The organism is Cellulomonas terrae (assembly GCF_007990265.1).
Lineage (GTDB): Bacteria > Actinomycetota > Actinomycetes > Actinomycetales > Cellulomonadaceae > Cellulomonas > Cellulomonas terrae.
In genome coordinates this window covers 11,471-30,606 of sequence record NZ_BJWH01000002.1, presented here as the reverse complement: position 1 = coordinate 30,606, position 19,136 = coordinate 11,471, and the positions used below count along the sequence as shown (strand labels likewise).

The window sequence follows — 19,136 nt, the reverse complement described above, 5'->3', positions numbered from 1 at the left end:
TTCACCCTAGGTCGTCCGACGCCGGCGGCACGGCGGGTGTCCGCCCCGTGCGCCACAGCCACACCAGGCCCAGGAACGGCAGCACGAGCGGGACGTAGCCGTACCCCTGCCCGAACGCCGACCACACCGTCTCGTCGGGGAAGTCCCCCACGTCGACCAGCGACAGCACCCCCACCGTCAGCACGCCGAGCATCTCGATGGACACCGCCCACCACGCGAGCGTGCGCCGGTCCGTGGCCAGCGCGACGGTCGCGACGACGTACACGAGTCCCGCGCCCAGCGAGAGCAGGTACGCGAGCGGCGCCTCGTCGAGCTTGGTGGCCACCTGGTAGATCCCGCGGGCCGTCGCAGCGAGCGCGAGGATCCCGTACACCGCCACCAGGAGGCGACCGGGGCCGCTCCCCGTCCGTCGGTCGCTCATACGGTCCCCCAGATCTGGAGCAGTCGGAACTCGAGGAACGCGACCGTCACCGCCGCGACGAGCAGGACCACCGAGCTCCACCGGGTGCGCTCGGCGAACGCCCACGCGGCAGCGATCGGCAGGACGAGCGCCTGGGTGAGGACGTAGCCCCACAGCAGGACGCCGTCGACGTCGGGCGAGCCGGTCGCGGCGAGGATGCCGGCGATGGCGGCCTGCAGGACGAGCACGCCCTCGATGACGGCAGCACCCCACAGCTGTCGCAGCACCACGGCGCGGTCCCGGACGACGAACCAGGCGGCCCACGCGCCGAGCGCCAGGCACAGGGCGCCGACGAGCAGCGCGAGGGGGACGATCACGATGCCCCACCGTACCGGCGCAGCGCGACAGAGCCGACCGGCACGACAGCGCCCGTGCCTATCATCGACGCGTGACCGTCTCGCTGACCTCCCACGACCCTGCCCGCCTCGCCGTCGACGCCCTCGTCGTCGCGGTCGCCCAGCACGACGGCGCGCCGGCCGTCCTCGGGCTCGAGCGGCTCCCCAAGGAGCTGCGCGCCCAGCTGGCCGACGCCGCCGCGCTCGGCGTCACCGGGGCGGCCGACGAGGTCCGACGGCTCCCCGGCACCGGGCTAAGCGCCACGATCCTCGTGCTCACCGGCATCGGACCGGCCGACAAGGTCTCCGCCGAGACGCTGCGGCGCGCCGCGGGCGCAGCGACCCGCGAGCTCGCCGGCACCGCGAGCGTCGGGCTGGCGCTGCCCGCCGACGACGTCGAGTCGGTCGCGGCCGTCGCGGAGGGCGCGCTCCTCGGCGCGTACTCCTACACCCGCTACCGCGCCTCCGAGGCCGCCAAGCAGGCACCCGTCGCCGCGATCCAGATCGTCACCGCGCACCCGAAGGACCGCACCGCCCTGGCAGCCGTCGCCCGCGCCGAGGTCGTCGCCGCTGCGGTGCACGGCACGCGCGACCTGGTGAACGCCGCCCCGAACGACCTCTACCCCGCCGCGTTCGCCGAGGCCGCGAAGGCCGCCGTCAAGGACTCCGGCGCCAAGGGGCTCAAGGTCACGGTGCTCGACGACAAGGCGCTCGCCGCCGGCGGCTACGGCGGCCTGATCGGCGTGGGCCAGGGCTCGGTCCGCGGGCCGCGCCTCGTCAAGGTCTCCTACACACCGTCGCGTCCCCAGGCGAAGGTCGCCCTCGTCGGCAAGGGCATCACGTTCGACTCCGGCGGGATCTCGATCAAGCCGGCCGCCGGGATGGAGGCGATGAAGTCCGACATGGCCGGCGCCGCCGCCGTGCTGCACACGGTCGTCGCCGCCGCCCGCCTCGGGCTGCCCGTCGCGGTCACCGGCTGGCTGTGCCTCGCGGAGAACATGCCGTCCGGGACCGCCCAGCGCCCGTCGGACGTGCTGACGATCCGCGGCGGGAAGACCGTCGAGGTGCTGAACACCGACGCCGAGGGCCGGCTCGTCATGGCCGACGGGCTCGTCGCGGCGATCGAGGAGAAGCCCGACGTCGTCCTCGACATCGCCACCCTGACCGGCGCCCAGCTCGTCGCGCTCGGGCACCGCGTCTCCGCCGTGATGGGCACGGACGACGTGCGCGGCGAGGTCGTCACCGCCGCCGAGGTCAGCGGCGAGCAGTTCTGGCCCATGCCGCTGCCCGCCGACCTGCGCGCGGGCCTGAAGTCGAAGGTCGCGGACCTCGCGAACATCGGCGACCGGTTCGGCGGCATGCTCACCGCGGGGATCTTCCTGCAGGAGTTCGTCGGGCAGACGCCGTGGGCGCACCTCGACATCGCCGGACCCGCCTACAACGAGCGGACCGCGCACGGCTACACGCCGGTGGGCGGCACCGGGGTCGGGGTGCGGACGCTGCTGGCCCTGCTCGAGGGCCGGGCGCCGACCGCGTAGGCAGCGCTAGGCGTGCTTGCGCTTGCGCGCGAGCCGCTGGCGCGAGTTCCAGTCCCGGACGCGCTGCGGGTAGCCGGTCCGCTGCACGTCGTACACGGGGATGCCCATGTCCCGGGCCAGCTCCCAGGCGGTCTTCGGGTCCGGCACCCGGCGTCGCGTCCACTCGCCGTCCGTGGCGACGAGCATCATCGTCGTCGGGGTGGAGTTGGTCTGCGGCTCGACGTAGGCCTCGACCCCGACCCGGGTGGCGACGAAGTCCTTCAGGTGGGCGACCGTGGCCTCGCGCGCGTCCCGGTCCGTCGGCGCGTCGGTGGCGGCCGGCTTGCGGCGTGAGAACAGGCCCATGGCGCACGAGGGTAACCTGCGAACCTGTCGATCTGCGGGTGCTTGATCTCGACGTGATGCAGGAGACGGAACAGCAGTCATGGGACGACTGTTCTGAGTGTCACATGGTCGCGCGCGTCGTCCGGGTCGTTCCATGCCTGTGGGGATGACAGGATGGTCGGCGAGCTCGAGACCACCAAGTCTGCGTATGAGGAGTCTGCACGTGGCCGACACGAACGGCACCGCTTTCGACATCGTCGTCCTGGGCGGAGGCAGCGGCGGCTACGCGGCTGCGCTGCGCGCCGCACAGCTGGGCAAGACCGTCGCCCTCATCGAGGCCGACAAGGTGGGCGGCACCTGCCTGCACTACGGGTGCATCCCGACCAAGGCCCTGCTGCACGCCGCCGAGCTGGCGGACAACGCCCGTGACGGCGCCCACTTCGGCGTCCACACGAGCCTCGACCACATCGACATGAACGGTGTGAACGAGTACAAGTCCACGGTGATCGGCCGCCTCTACAAGGGCCTGCAGGGACTCATCAAGTCCCGCAAGATCACCGTCTTCGAGGGCTTCGGCAAGCTCGTCGCTCCCGACACCGTCGAGGTCAACGGCGAGCGCGTCACCGGCGGGCACGTCATCATCGCCACCGGTTCGTACGCGCGCTCGCTGCCCGGTCTGGAGATCGGCGGCCGCGTGATCACGTCCGACCAGGCGCTGCAGCTCGACTGGGTGCCCAAGTCGGCGATCATCCTCGGCGGCGGCGTCATCGGCTCCGAGTTCGCCTCCGTCTGGAAGTCGTTCGGCGCGGACGTCACGATCATCGAGGCGCTCCCCCACCTGGTCCCCAACGAGGACGAAGCGCTGTCGAAGGCGTTCGAGCGCGCGTTCCGCAAGCGCGGCATCAACTTCAACGTCGGCGTCCGGTTCTCCGGCGTCACGCAGGACGACAACGGCGTGCACGTCTCGCTCGAGGACGGCAAGACGTTCGACGCCGACCTCCTGCTCGTCGCGGTGGGCCGCGGGCCCCGGACCTCCGGTGTCGGCTTCGAGGAGCAGGGCATCACGCTCGACCGCGGGTTCGTCATCACCGACGAGCGCCTGCACACCGGCGTGGGCAACGTCTACGCGGTCGGCGACATCGTCCCCGGCCTGCAGCTCGCGCACCGCGGGTTCGCGCAGGGCATCTTCGTCGCCGAGGAGATCGCCGGGCTCAAGCCCGCCGCGATCGTCGAGTCGGGCATCCCGCGCGTGACGTACTCCGACCCCGAGGTCGCCTCGGTCGGTCTCACGGAGGCGCGCGCCAAGGAGGTCCACGGGGCCGACGCCGTCGAGACGCTCGAGTACAACCTGGGCGGCAACGGCAAGAGCCAGATCCTCGGGACGCAGGGCTTCATCAAGCTCGTCCGGCAGAAGGACGGCCCCGTCGTCGGCGTCCACATGATCGGCGCGCGCGTCGGCGAGCTCATCGGCGAGGGACAGCTCATCGTGAACTGGGAGGCCTACCCCGAGGACGTCGCCTCCCTCGTCCACGCCCACCCCACGCAGAACGAGGCCCTCGGGGAGGCGCACCTCGCGCTCGCCGGCAAGCCGTTGCACGCCCACAACTGACCTCACGATTCGAAGGAGACACGAGCGGTCATGTCCGACAACGTGCAGCTGCCCGCACTCGGTGAGTCCGTCACCGAGGGGACCGTCACCCGCTGGCTGAAGAACGTGGGCGACACGGTGGAGGTCGACGAGCCGCTGCTCGAGATCTCGACCGACAAGGTCGACACCGAGATCCCGTCGCCGTTCGCCGGCGTGCTCGAGCAGATCCTCGTCCAGGAGGACGAGACCGTCGAGGTCGGCGCCACGCTCGCCGTCATCGGCTCCGGCGAGGGTTCGTCCTCGCAGGAGCCGGCGGCGGAGGCCGCCCCGGCCGAGGCTGAGGCCCAGGCCGAGCCCGCGCCGGAGCCTGCCGCCGAGCAGGCGCCCGCCGAGGAGCCGGCCGCCGAGGCCGCTCCCGCCCAGCAGCCGGTCGAGGAGCACGAGGAGCCCGCGGCGGCTCCCGCTGCGGCTGCCTCCGAGCAGGGTGGCGCGAGCGAGAACGTGACGCTCCCCGCCCTGGGCGAGTCCGTCACCGAGGGCACCGTCACGCGCTGGCTCAAGGCCGTCGGCGACGAGGTCGCGGTCGATGAGCCGCTGCTGGAGATCTCGACGGACAAGGTCGACACCGAGATCCCGTCGCCGTTCGCGGGCACCCTGCAGCAGATCCTCGTCCAGGAGGACGAGACCGTCGAGGTCGGTGCGGTGCTCGCCGTCATCGGCTCGGGATCGGCCCCCGCGGCCGCCGCCCCGCAGGAGTCGGCACCGGCCGAGGAGAAGGCTCCGGAGCCGGAGAAGTCGCCCGAGCCTGAGCCGGCGAGCGCGCCCGAGCCGTCGGCCGAGCAGGAGCCAGCCCCGGCCGCGCCTGCACCGGTCCCCGCGACCCCGACGCCCGCACCGGTCCCGGCGGTGGCTGCACCGGCTGCACCCGCCGCGGCCCCGGCCGCGTCCGCCGCGGTCTCGGGCACGTACCTGACTCCCCTCGTCCGCAAGCTCGCGGCCGAGAAGGGCGTCGACGTGTCGTCCCTCGTAGGCACCGGGGTGGGCGGCCGGATCCGCAAGGAGGACGTCCTCGACGCCGCGGCCAAGGCTGAGGCCGAGAAGGCTGCCGCCGAGGCCGCCAAGGCCCAGCCCGCTGCAGCGGCGCCGGCCGCGGCCGCCAAGCCCGCCGCCTCCGTCCCGGCCGTCTCGCCGCTGCGGGGCACGACGGAGAAGGCCAGCCGGCTGCGCCAGATCATCGCCGAGCGGATGGTCGACGCCCTCCACTCGCAGGCGCAGCTCACCACCGTCGTCGAGGTCGACGTGACCCGGGTCGCCCGGCTGCGCGCCAGGGCCAAGGAGGACTTCAAGGCACGCGAGGGCGTCAACCTCACGTTCCTGCCGTTCTTCGTGCTGGCCGCCGTCGAGGCGCTCAAGGCGTTCCCGAAGATCAACGGCGTGCTCGAGGGCAACCAGATCACGTACCACGCCCAGGAGAACGTCGGCATCGCGGTCGACACCGAGAAGGGTCTCCTCGTCCCGGTCATCCGCGACGCGGGCGACCTGAACCTGGCCGGCATCTCGCGCAAGATCGTCGACCTGGCCGGCCGCACGCGCCAGAACAAGGTCACGCCCGACGAGCTCAGCGGGGCCACCTTCACGGTGACCAACACGGGCTCCGGCGGCGCGATCATCGACACCCCGATCGTCCCGGGCGGCACGTCCGCGATCCTCGGCACCGGCGCCATCGTCAAGCGTCCCGTCGTCATCCAGGACGCCGACGGCGCCGAGGTCATCGCCATCCGGTCGATGTGCTACCTGTCGCTGTCGTACGACCACCGGCTGGTCGACGGCGCCGACGCGTCGCGCTACCTCAGCGCGGTCAAGAACCGCATCGAGGAGGGCGCGTTCGAGTCCGAGGTCGGTCTCTGACCCGCAACACCTGACGCACCACGACGGCCCGGTTCCCCGGCGAGGGGCCGGGCCGTCGTGCGTCCGCCCACCGGGCCGGTTGTGCGGGGCGACCGTAGGGTGAGCGCCATGCAGGTCGTCATCGCCGGGTCGCACGGCTTCATCGGGTCCACGCTCGTCCCTCGCCTGCGTGCTGGGGGGCACGACGTCCGCCTGCTGGTCCGCGGTCCCGCGCAGGGCCCGGACCAGATCTCCTGGGACCCCGACGCCGGGCGCCTCGACCCCGGTGCCGTCGCCGGCGCGGACGCCGTCATCAACCTCGCGGGGGTCAACCCCGGCTCCCGACCGCTCACGACCGCGCGCAAGCGTCAGGTCCTCGCGTCCCGGGTGAACACGACCGGTCTGCTCTCCCGGACGCTCGCGGCGCTGGACGACGGGCCGCAGGTGCTGCTCCAGGCGTCGGGGATCGGGGCGTACGGCTCCCGCGGCGAGGACGTGCTGGACGAGCACGAGCCGCTCGGCACCACGTTCTTCGCGAACGTCGTCCGGCACTGGGAGGCCGCGACCGCTCCCGCGCAGGACGCCGGCGTGCGGGTGGTCCACCTGCGGACCGGCATCGTGCTGGGCCAGGGTGGTGGCGCTCTCGGTCCGCTGCTGCCGCTGATCCGGCTGGGCGTCGGGGGACGGCTCGGGTCCGGTCGGCAGTTCTGGCCGTGGATCACGCTGCTCGACCACGTCCGAGCCGTCGAGCACCTGCTCACCGCCCCGGTCCACGGCCCGGTCAACCTGGTGACCGCCCCGGCGCGCAACGCCGAGGTGGTCGCGGCGCTCGCGAGGGCGATGCACCGGCCCGCCGTCGTACCCGTGCCCGCGTTCGCGCTGCGCCTCGTGCTCGGCGACTTCTCGTCGGAGGTGCTCGGGTCGATCCGCGCGATCCCGGCCGCGCTCGACGCCAGCGGCTTCTCGCCGGTCCACGCGGACCTGGAGAGCGCCGCGGAGTGGGTCGCGCACCGCGACTGACGTCAGGGTTCGACGACGTCCCAGACCCGCCAGCCGTCGTCGGTCCACCGCAGGCCGAGCACCACGGTCCGCGCCTCGGAGGCCGCGACCGGGACCGCGGCTCCACCGTCGGCCGGCACCCGGGAGTGCGCGGACATCGCGGACGTCACGGCCACGTCCGTCGTGTCACCGCGACTGCCGTCCTCCTCGACGAGCCAGGCGTCCTGCACGTCGACCGTGAGCCCGTCGACGCGGGAGCCGTCCAGTCCCGCGAGCAGCCGGGCGTCCGCCACGAACGCAGGACCGTCGGCGACGTCGACCGTCCCGAGACGAGACCCGTCTCCCGATCCGAGGATCTGCGCCCGCACCTGGCTGAGCTGGACGGCGGCCTGGACCGGGTCGTCGGCCACGGGGAGCGGAGCGGTCCGGTCGAGGAGGCGCCAGGCTCCGAACGCGGCCCCCAGCACCAGCACGGCGGTCACCAGGCCCACGCCGGCACGGGCCGCGTGCCGACGGCGACGTTCCCGGTCCTGCCGACGGGTCGTGCCCTGCACGCGGAGGAGTGCGCCGTCACGGGCCATGGCCGTCAGCGCCGAGGACGCCCGGGCGCCGGCGTCGGGGATCCGGACCGGTTCGGGGTCCGCTGCGTCGTAGCAGGCGTCGACCACGCGGCGGGCGTCCAGGCCGGGCACGGTCAGCAGCTCGGTGAGAGCCTCCCGCAGGCTCCCCCGCTCCGGCTGGTCGCACACCAGGTGCACGTCCGCGCCGGGCATCTGGTCCAGCACGGTGGCGACCAGGTGGCGCACGTCCGCCTCGACGTCGGCCGCGCCGCCCAAGGCTCCGCGCAGGTCCGTCAGCACCGGCCGGCCGTCGGGCCGGACCACGATCGTCGACGCGCTCACGGCGCCGTGGGACAGACCGGCGTCACGCAGCGCGTCGAGGGCACCGGCCACGGGTATCGCCACCGTGGCGGCCTCGCCGTCGGCCAGGGGCGCCCGTGCGGAGCGGATCTGTGCGAGGGACGACCCGTCGACGTGCTCGACGACCAGCCCCAGCCGGCCGGACGACAGCTCGACGACGTCGAGGACCTGCGGCAGGTGCTCGTGCCGGACCGCGCGGAGCCGGGCGGCGCGCGCGGAGGTCCCGGCGTCGGCGAGGGCGGGGACGACGTGCAGCTCGAGCCGCCGGTCGGACCCGTCCAGTGCGACGGCGAGCCACCCCGACCCCGCGACGTCGACGGGGTGGAAGCCTGCGTCCACGAGAGCGGTCTCGACGTCGGTCGGCACCACGAACCTGTCCATCGGGACATCCAAGCCCGGTCGGCGCGGGCCCGTCGTCGGCCGTCCACAGCCCCGGTCAGGGCAGCACGACCACCCGTCGCTCCGCGGCCGACACGAGGGCCGCGTCGAGGACCCGAGCGGTCCGCGCCGCGTCGACCGGGTCGACCGGCGGCGGCCCCCCGTCGACGACCCACCGCACGACCGCGCGATAGAGGTCGACGTGTCCGCCGCGCGCCTGCGGCACCGGCTGCCGGTCCGCCCCCCGGACGAGCCAGCCCTCGTGCACGGGCTCGCCCGGCCGGCGGGTCTCCTCGTACGCGTCGTCCAGTGCGGCGAACGGGGTCGGCTCGCCCTCGAAGCTCGTCACGAGGTAGGCGCCGCCGTCGCCGAGCACGCGCGTGCGCGGGCCGGGAGCGCCCACGACCGCGCCGGCCTGCAGGTGGCTGACGACGCCGTTGCCGGCGTGCACGAGCGCGAGGAAGACGTCGTCGACGGCGGGCGTGGTGCGGGCGTGCAGCTCCGCGTAGACCTGTGTGACGGGCCCGAACAGCTGGACCGCGGAGTCGACGAGGTGGGCGCCGAGGTCGAGCAGGAGGCCGCCCGAGTCCGGGTCGTTCTCCTTCCACCGGTCCTGCGGCACGGGCCGGAACCTCTCCCACCGCCGCTCGAACCGGTGCACGGTGCCCAGCTCCCCGCTCGCGAGCAGCCCGAGCAGGGTCAGCTGCTCGGGATCCCAGCGGCGGTTCTGGAACACCGTCAGGCGCCCGTCGGCGCGCGACGCCAACCGCTCCGCGTCGTCGGCGGTGGTCGCCAGGGGCTTGTCGACGAGCACGTGCAGCCCGGCGTCGAGCGACGCCAGGACGTGCACGACGTGCTCCCCGGTCGGGCTGGCGATGACGACGAGGTCGAGCTCGTCGGCGTGCGCGAGCAGCGCGTCCACGTCGGGGACGACTCGCGCGCCCGGCCAGTCGGCCTCGACCTGCTGCGCCCGGCTGCGGGTGACCACGACGGTCACCCGCTGACCGGCCTCCCGCAGCAACCGGGCATGGATCCCCCGGCCCGCTCCCCCGTACCCGACCAGCCCGACCCGCAGCGCCTCCATGCGCCTCACTCTAGGTCGGGTGCGACCTTGTGCAGCCCGTGCTCCTGGTGCCGGGACAGGGCGCTGGGCCACCACGTCCGGCGCCCCAGGTCGTGCACGAGTGCCGGGACGAGCAGGCTGCGCACCACGAGCGTGTCGAGCAGCACGCCGAACGCGACGATGAACGCGATCTGCGCGAGGAACAGCAGCGGGATGACCCCGAGCGCGGCGAACGTGACGGCGAGCACCACGCCCGCGGAGGTGATCACGCCGCCGGTCACGGCCAGCCCGCGGACCACCCCCGCGCGCGTCCCGATCTTCAGCGACTCCTCGCGGACCCGGGTCATGAGGAAGATCGAGTAGTCGACCCCGAGGGCGACGAGGAACACGAACGCGAACAGCGGGACGACGGGGTCGGCACCGGCGAAGCCGAGGACATGGTTGAAGACGATCGCCGAGACGCCCAGCGCGGCGGCGAACGAGAGCACGTTGGCGGCGAGCAGGAGCGCGGCAGCGGCGATCGACCGCAGGAGGAACATCAGGATCACGCCGATGACGAGGAGCACGACCGGGACGATGACGCGCAGGTCCCGCTCGCTGGCGCGGTTGGTGTCGAGCGTCTCGGCGGCGGCACCACCGACGACCGCGGTCGGGCTCACCTCGGTCACGGCCGTGCGCAGGTCCTCGACGGTCTCGACGGCGGCCTGGGTGTCGGCCGAGGCGGTGGTCGCGACGTCGAGACGGACGCGTCCGTCGACCACGACCGGCGGGGCGTCGTCGGCTGTGCCGGCCGGGGCACCGGTGTACGGCGTCACGGACTCGACTCCGTCGACGCCCTCGGCCGCGGCCGTGACGGCGTCGACGTCGGCCTCGTCGACGATGAGGATCGCGGGCTGCACGGAACCGGCCGGGAAGTGCTCGGCGAGCACCTCCTCACCGGCGACCGCGTCCACGTCCGTCAGGAAGATGTCGACCTGGTTGGTCCCGGACGCGTTCAGGGTGGGCAGGAAGGCCGCACCGACGGCCAGGGCGAGCGCGGTGACGATCCACACCGGCCTGGCCCTGCGGCCGACGAACCGGGCGAGCCGCGGCCACAGCCCTGTGCCGTCGGCGGGGTCGGGCTCGACGGTCGTGTCGACGTGCGCGTGGTCGGTCGCGTGCGCGACGACGGGGGTCGGCCGGGGCGCGCGCGGCCAGAACAGGATGCGCGACCGCTTGCCGAAGACGAGCAGCAGCGCGGGCAGCAGCGTGAGCGCACCGAGCAGCGCGGAGGCGATACCGATCGCGGCGACCGGGCCGAGGCTGCGGTTGGAGCCGAGGTCCGACAGCAGGAGGCACAGGACACCGGCGATGACGGTGCCCGCGCTGGCGGCGATCGGCTCGACGCAGGCCCGCAGCGCGCGCTTCATGGCGTCCGCCGGGTGCGCCACGTGCGCGAGCTCCTCCCGGTAGCGCGCGACGAGGAGCAGCGCGTAGTCCACCGACGCACCGACCACGAGGATCGACAGGATGCCCTGGGACTGCCCGTTGAGCACGAGGGTCCCGTTCGCGGCGAGGTTGTAGACGACCAGGCCGGCCAGGCTGAGCGCGAAGACCGCCGTGAGGATCACGACGAACGGCAGGAACGGTGAGCGGTAGACGAGCACGAGGATCAGCAGGACGGCACCCAGGGCGACGAGCAGCAGGACGCCGTCGATCCCCCCGAACGCGGTGACGAGGTCCGCGACGAACCCGGCGGGGCCCGTCACCCACGCCTGGAGCCCGAGCTCGCCGGCGGACGTGGCGGTGGCGCCGAGCTCGGACTCCAGCGACTCCCGCAGCGCCGTCACGAACGACTCGGTGACGCCCTCCTCGCCAGCGAGCAGCTCGTCGGCCGTCGCACCGTCGAGCGAGTAGGCGACCAGCACGGCCTCGCCGTCCTCGGACGGCACGACCGCCACCTCGCCGACGAGGTAGTCGGACCACGTCCCGTCGTTCCCGGGCGGCAGCGCCTCGTCGGGGAACGCCTCCGCCCAGTCCTGCACGGCGGCCAGCTGGTCGGGGGTGACGTCGCTCCCGTCGGCGGGCTGGAGCACCACGAGCGCGGGTAGGGTCTCGGTGTCGACGAAGCCCTTGCTCTCCTCGGCGGCCCGGGTGGACTCGGCCGACGACGGCAGGAACGCGGACGCGTCGTTCGTCTGGACCTGCGACAGCTTGCCCTGCGCCATCCCGCCGACCGACCCGATTCCGAGCCACACGACCAGGGCGACGCCGACGAGCACGGCGCGGAGAACGGTGGACCGGCGATTACTCAGCATGCTGAGTATCATTGGGGCTGTTCGTCGAAACAGCAAACGGAGGCGGGAGCGTGGACGAGGAGAGCCGGCTCGATCCCGCCTCCCCCGACCCGGCACACTGGCCGGTGGGTCGGCTCCTGTCCTCGGCCGCGCGCCGCGTCGAGCGCGACTGGAACGCCCACCTCGCCGCGTGGGACCTGAACCACGCCAGCCAGGCGGTCCTCGCCCACCTCTTGCGGGCGCCCATGTCCCAGCGCGAGCTGGCAGCCGCCAGCGGTGTCACCGAGCAGACGATGAGCCGCGTGCTGGCCCGCATGGAGCGCAGCGGCTACGTCACCCGGACGCCTCACGACGACGACCGGCGCCGGCACGTGATCACCATCACGGATGCTGGCCGCTCCACCTTCTTCGTCGCGTCCGACCGCGAGCTCGCCGAGACGATGGTGACGCGCGGGCTGACTCCCGAGGAGACCGAGCAGCTGCGCCGGCTGCTCGCCGTCGTCGCAGGCGAACCGCAGCCGGACGACTCTCCCGCCGCGCAGGGTTAGCCTGACGGGCATGCGGTTCGACGAGCTCGACCTCGGTGCACGCCTGCTCCCCTACGAGCCCACCTGGCAGCTCCAGCGCGAGGTGCACGCCACGGTCGTCGACGGCACGCGCGAGGACACCGTCCTGCTGTGCGAGCACGAGGACGTGTACACGGCCGGCAAGCGCACGGCGACGTGGGACCGCCCCGTCGACGGTACCCCCGTCGTCGACGTGGACCGCGGCGGCCGCATCACGTGGCACGGCCCCGGTCAGCTCGTCGGCTACCCCATCGTCAAGCTGGGCACGCCCGTCGACGTCGTCCGCTACGTGCGCGTCCTGGAGGAAGCCCTCATCCGGACCTGCGCCGACCTGGGCCTGACCGCGATCCGCGTGGACGGGCGCAGCGGCGTGTGGTTCGCCGCCGACGACGACCGGCGCGAGCGCAAGGTCGCCGCCATCGGCGTCCGCGTCTCGCGCGGCGTCACCATGCACGGGTTCGCGCTGAACTGCGAGCCCGACCTGACGGCGTTCGACCGCATCGTCCCGTGCGGGATCGACGACGCCGACGTCACCTCGCTCTCGGTGGAGACCGGTCGGCGCGTGACGATCGCCGAGGTGCTCCCCCTGATCCGCGGCCACCTGGTCGAGACGCTGGTACCGATCCTCGACGCGCGTCCCGTCGTCGCGGTGTGACGCGCGACTCCCCCGCAGCCCAGACCGTGACGGCGGGTTAGTCTGACCGACGTGACGATCGCAGCCGATGGCCGACGCATGCTCCGCATCGAGGCGCGCAACGCCGAGACCCCCATCGAGCGCAAGCCGGAGTGGATCCGCACGCGCGCGACGATGGGCCCCGAGTACACCGAGCTCAAGGGCCTGGTGAAGCGCGAGGGCCTGAACACGGTGTGCGAGGAAGCGGGCTGCCCCAACATCTTCGAGTGCTGGGAAGACCGCGAGGCGACGTTCCTCATCGGCGGCGACCAGTGCACGCGGCGGTGCGACTTCTGCCAGATCGACACGGGCAAGCCCGCGGCCTTCGACGCCGACGAGCCCCGCCGCGTCGCCGCGTCCGTGCAGGCGATGGGCCTGAAGTACTCCACCGTGACCGGCGTGGCCCGCGACGACCTGCCCGACGGCGGTGCGTGGCTCTACGCCGAGACCGTCCGCCAGATCCACGCGGTCAACCCCGGGACCGGCGTCGAGCTGCTGATCCCCGACTTCAACGCGACGCCCGAGCTGCTGGACGAGGTCTTCTCGTCGCAGCCCGAGGTGCTCGCCCACAACCTGGAGACCGTCCCGCGCATCTTCAAGACGATCCGCCCCGGATTCCGGTACGACCGGTCGCTGTCGGTGATCACCCGGGCGCACGAGCAGGGGCTCGTCACCAAGTCGAACCTCATCCTCGGCATGGGCGAGACCACCGGGGAGGTCGTCGAGGCGCTCGCCGAGCTGCACGAGGCCGGCTGCGACCTCATCACGATCACGCAGTACCTGCGCCCGTCCGTGCGCCACCACCCCGTGTCCCGCTGGGTGCGTCCGGAGGAGTTCGTCGAGCTGTCGGCCGAGGCCGAGCGTCTCGGGTTCCTGGGCGTCATGAGCGGTCCTCTGGTCCGGTCGTCGTACCGCGCCGGGCGGCTCTGGGGCCAGGCCATGCGCCGCTACGGCCGGCCGATCCCCGAGGCGCTCGCGCACCTCGCGGAGCCGACGACGTCGCGCCAGGAAGCCGCGAGCCTGCTCGCCCGCTGAGGGTCAGGACCGCGCCGATCCGTCGGTAGACTTCGGGCCCATGGCCCGCGACAAGACCTCCGACGCTGCACCGACGCCCAAGGTGAAGAAGACCCGCTGGTACCACCAGGTGTGGCAGGCGTACCAGATGACCCGGAAGAACGATCCGGCGGTCACCTGGATCATCCTGGCGGTGTTCTTCGGCATCATCGCGCTGGGCGTCGTCATCGGGTTCCTGGTCAACACGCTGGTCTACGTCCTGCTGCTCAGCATCCCGTTCGCGCTGCTCGCCGCGATGTTCGTCCTCGCCCGTCGCGCCGAGACGGCCGCGTACACGCAGATCGAGGGCCAGCCCGGTGCCGCGTACGCCGCCCTGGGGACCATCCGGCGCGGCTGGACGTTCACCCAGGAGCCGGTCGCCATCGACCCCCGCTCGCAGGACCTCGTCTTCCGGGGTGTCGGTCGTCCGGGCGTCGTCCTCGTCGGCGAGGGTCCGGCGCCCCGCATCGCGAAGCTCCTCGAGTCGGAGCGCAAGCGCACCGCCCGCGTCATCTCCGGGGCGCCGATCACGCTCATCCAGGTCGGCGACGGCGACGGCCAGGTGCCGCTGCGCAAGCTGCCGCGTGCCGTGCAGAAGCTGCGCCCGAAGCTGACCAAGCAGGAGGTCGCCGAGGTCAACAAGCGCCTGACGGCGCTCGGTGGCGTCAGGCTGCCGGTGCCGAAGGGCGTCGACCCCATGCGTGCACGCCCCGACCGCAAGGGCATGCGCGGCCGCTGACCGACGTACGGGCCGTCACCGCCGGACGATCGCCGTCCCGGCCACGCGGTCGTGCAGCCCCCGCCCGTCCGAGTCCCACACGACCGCCGGGATCACGAGGCACAGGAGCACCGTGCGGGCCAGGGCGCTGAGGAACCCCGGCGCCATCGTCGCCCAGCCGGCCTCCGCCCGCGCCTGACCGGGGAACACGCGGCGGACCCGCAGGCCGAGCAGCCGATGCCCGAGGGTGTGACCGAGCGAGCCCACCAGGAGCACGTTCTCCAGGGCGAAGATCCCCAGGGTCGCCAGCGGGTTGCCCCGGCCCAGCAGGAACGCGTCCGGCACGCTCGCGAAGAACGCTCCGGAGATGGCCAGGCACGCGATCCAGTCGATGGCCAGCGCCACGACCCGTCGCCCCAGCGGCGCCAGCGATCCGGGGCCCTCGTCGGGGAGCCCGAGCCGTCGACCGCGGCTGCTGCCGGGATCCGGTGCGGGTCCGCCGCCGAGCCACGAGCTGAGGTCTCCACGATCTGCCACCCGGCAAGGGTAGGCGACGGACGGCAACGCCTCGGAAACGTCCCCGCCACGAGCCCTCCGTACGGTGAGACCGCGACGAGGCCTCTCGCCGTCCGCTCGTGAGACCCCCGCCCGCGCCCTCCCCCAGGGGCATAGGGTCATCATTCGTTACACGAGGGACGGCCCCGTAACGCTGTCGAAACACTTGGTACACGACAGAGAAACCAGGCGCTCGTAGCCTCGCCTTGCCCGACCCCACGGGTACCACCGACCGAGGAGCAGCGGATGTTCAGCAAGCCAGAGGAAGTCCTGGCGTTCATCAAGAGCGAGGACGTGAAGTTCGTCGACGTCCGGTTCTGTGACCTGCCCGGCACGATGCAGCACTTCAACGTCCCGGCCTACTCGCTGGAGCTGGACTTCTTCACCGACGGCCAGATGTTCGACGGGTCCTCGATCCGCGGCTTCCAGGCGATCCACGAGTCGGACATGAAGCTCATCCCCGACATCAGCACCGCGTACCTGGACCCGTTCCGGGTCGAGAAGACGCTGAACATCAACTTCCACATCGTGGACCCGTACACCGACGAGCCCTACAGCCGCGACCCGCGTCAGGTCGCCGCGAAGGCCGAGGCGTACCTGAAGTCGACGGGCATCGCGGACACGGCCTTCTTCGCCCCCGAGGCCGAGTTCTACATCTTCGACGACGTCCGCTTCCACACGAAGCAGAACGAGTCGTTCTACTCCATCGACTCCTTCGAGGCGGCCTGGAACACCGGCCGCGAGGAGGAGGGCGGCAACCTCGGCCACAAGATCCCCTACAAGGGCGGCTACTTCCCCGTGCCCCCGGTCGACGGGTTCTCCGACATCCGTGACCAGATCAGCCTGCAGCTGGACGCCCTCGGCCTCGGTGTCGAGCGCGCCCACCACGAGGTCGGCACCGCCGGCCAGCAGGAGATCAACTACCGCTTCGACAAGCTCGCCATCTCCGGCGACAAGGTCATGCTCTTCAAGTACGTCGTGAAGAACGTGGCGCACGAGAACGGCAAGACGGCGACCTTCATGCCGAAGCCGCTCTTCGGTGACAACGGCTCCGGCATGCACGTCCACCAGTCCCTCTGGAAGGACGGCGAGCCGCTGTTCTTCGACGAGAAGGGCTACGGCGGCCTGTCCGACGTCGCGCGCTGGTACATCGGCGGTCTGCTCAAGCACGCCCCGTCGCTGCTGGCCTTCACCAACCCGACGGTGAACTCCTACCACCGCCTGGTCCCCGGCTTCGAGGCGCCCGTCAACCTGGTCTACTCGGCCCGCAACCGCTCCGCGTGCATCCGCATCCCGGTCACCGGTTCGAACCCGAAGGCCAAGCGCATCGAGTTCCGCGTGCCGGACCCGTCGTCGAACCCGTACCTGGCGTTCGCGGCCATGCTCATGGCCGGCATCGACGGCATCCAGAACCGGATCGAGCCGCCGGACCCGGTGGACAAGGACCTGTACGAGCTGCCCCCCGAGGAGCACGCCCAGATCCAGCAGGTGCCCGGCTCGCTCGGCGAGGTGCTCGACCACCTCGAGGCCGACCACGACTTCCTCACGGCGGGCAACGTCTTCACGCCCGACCTGATCGCGACGTGGATCGACTACAAGCGCAACGCCGAGGTCGACCCGATCCGTCTGCGCCCGCACCCGCACGAGTTCGAGCTGTACTACGACGTGTGATCGTCCCGCCTCGCGGCTGCTCCCGTGAGGCGGTGACCTGCAGTGACGGCACCCCCGTCGCCCTCGTGGCGGCGGGGGTGCCGCACGTTCGGCCGAGGAACGTGGCGACGGCGAGGGTTCGAGCGCGATCGCCTGGCTGACCGGCTCGCGCCGCCCTCGCGGAGCTGTCCGCGATCGGTGCGGGACGTATCTCCCCCCGACCGCCCCTGCTCCTCTCAGCACGCGGGCACACCGAGGTGCCTGCACTCATCAGGGGGCAGAAGACCATGGCATACGAGATCCGCGGATCCCTGTGGGGAACGCTGTGTCACGACGTGCGGGAGCCGCTGGCCGGGCTGGAGCTGCGCGCCTACCGCTCGACCGGCGACCGTGCCACCGAGCAGGCGGTCGCGGCCGACAAGGAGACGTTCCACGAGGTCGCCGAGGGCGAGCGCACGGGAGCCCCTGTCGCGGTGACCCGCGTCGACGACTCGGGGGCGTACGTCCTGACGATCGACGACAAGGAGTACGACGGCGGTCCGCTGGACCTCGACCTGTACGTCGAGAAGGCGCCACGGCCACGGCAGGACCCGGCCGCGAAGCCACGCCAGTTCGCCGTGACCACGCTCCAGCCGCGCTGGCGGCAGACCAGGAAGAACGTCGTCGCGGTCTGGGAGTACGCGATCCCGAACCGGTTCTGGTGCCACATCCTGGCGCTGTTCGGCATCTGGACGATCAGCGGCCGCATCACCACGTGCGACACCAAGACCCCGATCCCGGGGGCGGTCGTCACGGCGTTCGACGCCGACTGGTTGCAGGACGACCCGCTCGGCACCGCGACGACGGACGGGACGGGTCACTACGTCCTCACGTACCTCGCGTCGGACTTCCGACGCACGCCGTTCTCGCCGTACGTGAACGTCGAGCTCACCGAGGGTCCGGACGTCTACGCGACGGTGGAGCTCGCCGGGCAGCCGATCATCACCGAGACGCAGGCGGACGGTCGCAAGCCGGGCCGGCAGAACGTGGGGCACTGCTTCTGCCTGGACCTGTGCACGGACAAGGTGGTGGGCGGTCCCGAGACGGTGCCGCACTGGCAGCAGGTCGAGGCGTTCGACATCCATCCCGGCAACGGCCTGCCGGGCTCGACGTTCGACGCGCTCGGCTACGCCGACCCGGCGGGCGGCGCCTACGTGTTCGGGGGCACCGTGACGCTGCAGGGCAACTGCCCGCTCACCGACGTCGTCACCGGGAACCCGCTGAAGTACCGGTTCCTGGTGGGCGAGTACACCTGGACCGGCGGCACGGAGGATCCCGCGAACCCGCCGACGGTCGCCCCGGCGAGCCTGGCACCGGTGACGACGCAGGTCGTCGGCACGCACGTCGGGTACGTGTTCTACACCGACGGAAACGGCCAGGCGCAGTCGTCGGCGGTCGTCGTGTCCGCAGCGGACCTCGACGCCGACGGCTTCGTGCAGGTCGCCGGCCTGCCGGTCACCGTGCCGATGTTCAACCCGCCGGGCTCGACCGCGGTGGTCAACGTGAGCGGGTCGAACTTCCTGCGCACGTTCGACCTGCTGGAGCTCAACACGGCAGCGTTCACGGCGCTGCACCCACCGAAGAAGCCTGGTGGTCTGCCGATCCAGCAGGCGGGAGAGACCCTCCCGACGGCCGAGCAGGAACCCGTCCGCCGCTACCGGATGGGCTTCGAGGTGCGGGACGCGGTCACCAACGCCACGACCCACACCGACCAGCTCGACGCGATCATCTTCGACAACTCGGCGGTCATCGCCACGCTGGACCTCGAGGAGCTGCGGCTGAACGAGTGCAACCCGCTGTCCAGCGCGACCACGGTCCACCTGCTCTACACGGTGGACCACCCGCACCTGAGGAACTTCTCGGTGTCGATCACCAGCAACGGTACGGCGGGCCACCTGCCACCGGAGACGCCGTCGGCAGCGTTCACGCCGGGGGACTACACGTTCCGGGGCGGCGCCTCGGGCCCGCACAACGGCACGAGCACGGGCGGCGTCCCGATCGACGTGTCCATGGACCCGGCGTGCGCCTATGCCGTCAACCTGGGCTGGGTGACGCGTCGGTACCTCGACACGGGGCAGACACTGCAGCGGCTGTACTGCCACTGACACCGCTCG

Annotated in this window: 17 protein-coding genes; 10 read left to right on the top strand and 7 right to left on the bottom strand. The window is 72.3% G+C overall.

Features of this window, described 5'->3' with window-relative positions; genetic code table 11:
- Position 1 precedes the first annotated feature (1 nt).
- Together CTE05_RS02305 and CTE05_RS02300 are read right to left on the bottom strand one after the other, a co-directional pair.
- Entirely contained in the window at positions 2 to 421 is a 420-nt protein-coding gene (locus CTE05_RS02305; RefSeq protein ID WP_146844513.1) for a hypothetical protein, read from the bottom strand.
- Positions 418 to 777, bottom strand: a complete 360-nt coding sequence (locus CTE05_RS02300; RefSeq protein ID WP_146844512.1) for a hypothetical protein — start codon at positions 775 to 777, stop codon at positions 418 to 420. The genes CTE05_RS02305 and CTE05_RS02300 overlap by 4 nt, the downstream gene beginning before the upstream one ends.
- Positions 778 to 848: 71 nt before the next feature.
- On the opposite strand from CTE05_RS02300, the gene CTE05_RS02295 reads away from it, so the two are divergent.
- Entirely contained in the window at positions 849 to 2,333 is a 1,485-nt protein-coding gene (locus CTE05_RS02295) for a leucyl aminopeptidase (protein WP_146844511.1), read from the top strand.
- 6 nt (positions 2,334 to 2,339) lie between these two features.
- Here the strand turns inward: CTE05_RS02295 and CTE05_RS02290 are convergent, their stop codons facing one another.
- Complete coding sequence (locus CTE05_RS02290) at positions 2,340 to 2,678, bottom strand: oxidoreductase (RefSeq protein ID WP_146844510.1); 339 nt, start codon at positions 2,676 to 2,678, stop codon at positions 2,340 to 2,342.
- A 202-nt stretch (positions 2,679 to 2,880) separates the two neighbouring features.
- Between CTE05_RS02290 and lpdA the strand changes: the two genes are divergently transcribed.
- The 3 genes from lpdA (at position 2,881) to CTE05_RS02275 (ending at position 7,152) form a co-directional block, all read left to right on the top strand.
- Positions 2,881 to 4,266 (top strand): dihydrolipoyl dehydrogenase, encoded by a 1,386-nt coding sequence (gene lpdA, locus CTE05_RS02285; protein WP_146844509.1) that lies wholly within the window; start codon positions 2,881 to 2,883, stop codon positions 4,264 to 4,266.
- A gap of 30 nt (positions 4,267 to 4,296) precedes the next feature.
- Entirely contained in the window at positions 4,297 to 6,153 is a 1,857-nt protein-coding gene (sucB, locus tag CTE05_RS02280; protein ID WP_146844508.1) for a 2-oxoglutarate dehydrogenase, E2 component, dihydrolipoamide succinyltransferase, read from the top strand.
- A gap of 108 nt (positions 6,154 to 6,261) precedes the next feature.
- Positions 6,262 to 7,152 carry a TIGR01777 family oxidoreductase gene (locus tag CTE05_RS02275; RefSeq protein WP_146844507.1) on the top strand — a complete coding sequence of 297 codons (891 nt, stop codon included), beginning with the start codon at positions 6,262 to 6,264 and terminating at the stop codon, positions 7,150 to 7,152.
- Between the two features lie 2 nt (positions 7,153 to 7,154).
- Here CTE05_RS02275 and CTE05_RS02270 read toward each other — a convergent pair whose 3' ends face one another.
- Genes CTE05_RS02270 through CTE05_RS02260 form a run of 3 tightly spaced genes read right to left on the bottom strand, consistent with a single transcriptional unit; the run spans position 7,155 to position 11,789 of the window.
- The gene (locus tag CTE05_RS02270) at positions 7,155 to 8,432 is read right to left on the bottom strand and encodes a serine/threonine-protein kinase (protein ID WP_146844506.1); all 1,278 of its coding nucleotides are present in this window, start codon (positions 8,430 to 8,432) and stop codon (positions 7,155 to 7,157) included.
- A 55-nt stretch (positions 8,433 to 8,487) separates the two neighbouring features.
- Positions 8,488 to 9,513, bottom strand: coding sequence for a Gfo/Idh/MocA family protein (locus tag CTE05_RS02265; RefSeq protein ID WP_146844505.1), 1,026 nt, complete (start codon positions 9,511 to 9,513; stop codon positions 8,488 to 8,490).
- 5 nt (positions 9,514 to 9,518) lie between these two features.
- Positions 9,519 to 11,789, bottom strand: coding sequence for an MMPL family transporter (locus tag CTE05_RS02260; protein ID WP_246123207.1), 2,271 nt, complete (start codon positions 11,787 to 11,789; stop codon positions 9,519 to 9,521).
- A 50-nt stretch (positions 11,790 to 11,839) separates the two neighbouring features.
- On the opposite strand from CTE05_RS02260, the gene CTE05_RS02255 reads away from it, so the two are divergent.
- Genes CTE05_RS02255 through CTE05_RS02240 form a run of 4 tightly spaced genes read left to right on the top strand, consistent with a single transcriptional unit; the run spans position 11,840 to position 14,799 of the window.
- Positions 11,840 to 12,316 (top strand): MarR family winged helix-turn-helix transcriptional regulator, encoded by a 477-nt coding sequence (locus CTE05_RS02255; RefSeq protein ID WP_146844503.1) that lies wholly within the window; start codon positions 11,840 to 11,842, stop codon positions 12,314 to 12,316.
- Between the two features lie 10 nt (positions 12,317 to 12,326).
- On the top strand, positions 12,327 to 12,989 hold the full coding sequence (gene lipB / locus CTE05_RS02250; RefSeq protein ID WP_146844502.1) for a lipoyl(octanoyl) transferase LipB: 663 nt from the start codon (positions 12,327 to 12,329) through the stop codon (positions 12,987 to 12,989).
- 51 nt (positions 12,990 to 13,040) lie between these two features.
- On the top strand, positions 13,041 to 14,042 hold the full coding sequence (gene lipA, locus CTE05_RS02245) for a lipoyl synthase (protein WP_146844501.1): 1,002 nt from the start codon (positions 13,041 to 13,043) through the stop codon (positions 14,040 to 14,042).
- Positions 14,043 to 14,082: 40 nt separating this feature from the next.
- On the top strand, positions 14,083 to 14,799 hold the full coding sequence (locus tag CTE05_RS02240) for a DUF4191 domain-containing protein (protein ID WP_146844500.1): 717 nt from the start codon (positions 14,083 to 14,085) through the stop codon (positions 14,797 to 14,799).
- Positions 14,800 to 14,814: 15 nt separating this feature from the next.
- On the opposite strand, the gene CTE05_RS02235 is transcribed toward CTE05_RS02240, so the two are convergent.
- A complete protein-coding gene (locus tag CTE05_RS02235) occupies positions 14,815 to 15,315 on the bottom strand; it encodes an RDD family protein (protein WP_246123206.1) in 501 nt (166 codons plus the stop codon).
- A gap of 264 nt (positions 15,316 to 15,579) precedes the next feature.
- Between CTE05_RS02235 and glnA the strand changes: the two genes are divergently transcribed.
- Entirely contained in the window at positions 15,580 to 17,004 is a 1,425-nt protein-coding gene (gene glnA / locus CTE05_RS02230; protein WP_146844498.1) for a type I glutamate--ammonia ligase, read from the top strand.
- Between the two features lie 266 nt (positions 17,005 to 17,270).
- The gene (locus CTE05_RS02225) at positions 17,271 to 19,127 is read left to right on the top strand and encodes a carboxypeptidase-like regulatory domain-containing protein (RefSeq protein WP_146844497.1); all 1,857 of its coding nucleotides are present in this window, start codon (positions 17,271 to 17,273) and stop codon (positions 19,125 to 19,127) included.
- The last annotated feature ends 9 nt before the right edge of the window (positions 19,128 to 19,136 follow it).

Excerpts from the sequence above, each read along its gene's own strand:
- lipB (WP_146844502.1), top strand. The coding sequence starts at position 12,327 with ATGCGGTTCGACGAGCTCGACCTCGGTGCACGCCTGCTCCCCTACGAG.
- CTE05_RS02275 (WP_146844507.1), top strand. The coding sequence starts at position 6,262 with ATGCAGGTCGTCATCGCCGGGTCGCACGGCTTCATCGGGTCCACGCTC.
- CTE05_RS02270 (WP_146844506.1), bottom strand. The coding sequence starts at position 8,432 with ATGGACAGGTTCGTGGTGCCGACCGACGTCGAGACCGCTCTCGTGGAC.
- CTE05_RS02265 (WP_146844505.1), bottom strand. The coding sequence starts at position 9,513 with ATGGAGGCGCTGCGGGTCGGGCTGGTCGGGTACGGGGGAGCGGGCCGG.
- sucB (WP_146844508.1), top strand. The coding sequence starts at position 4,297 with ATGTCCGACAACGTGCAGCTGCCCGCACTCGGTGAGTCCGTCACCGAG.
- CTE05_RS02225 (WP_146844497.1), top strand. The coding sequence starts at position 17,271 with ATGGCATACGAGATCCGCGGATCCCTGTGGGGAACGCTGTGTCACGAC.
- CTE05_RS02290 (WP_146844510.1), bottom strand. The coding sequence starts at position 2,678 with ATGGGCCTGTTCTCACGCCGCAAGCCGGCCGCCACCGACGCGCCGACG.
- CTE05_RS02305 (WP_146844513.1), bottom strand. The coding sequence starts at position 421 with ATGAGCGACCGACGGACGGGGAGCGGCCCCGGTCGCCTCCTGGTGGCG.
- CTE05_RS02260 (WP_246123207.1), bottom strand. The coding sequence starts at position 11,789 with ATGCTGAGTAATCGCCGGTCCACCGTTCTCCGCGCCGTGCTCGTCGGC.
- CTE05_RS02240 (WP_146844500.1), top strand. The coding sequence starts at position 14,083 with ATGGCCCGCGACAAGACCTCCGACGCTGCACCGACGCCCAAGGTGAAG.
- glnA (WP_146844498.1), top strand. The coding sequence starts at position 15,580 with ATGTTCAGCAAGCCAGAGGAAGTCCTGGCGTTCATCAAGAGCGAGGAC.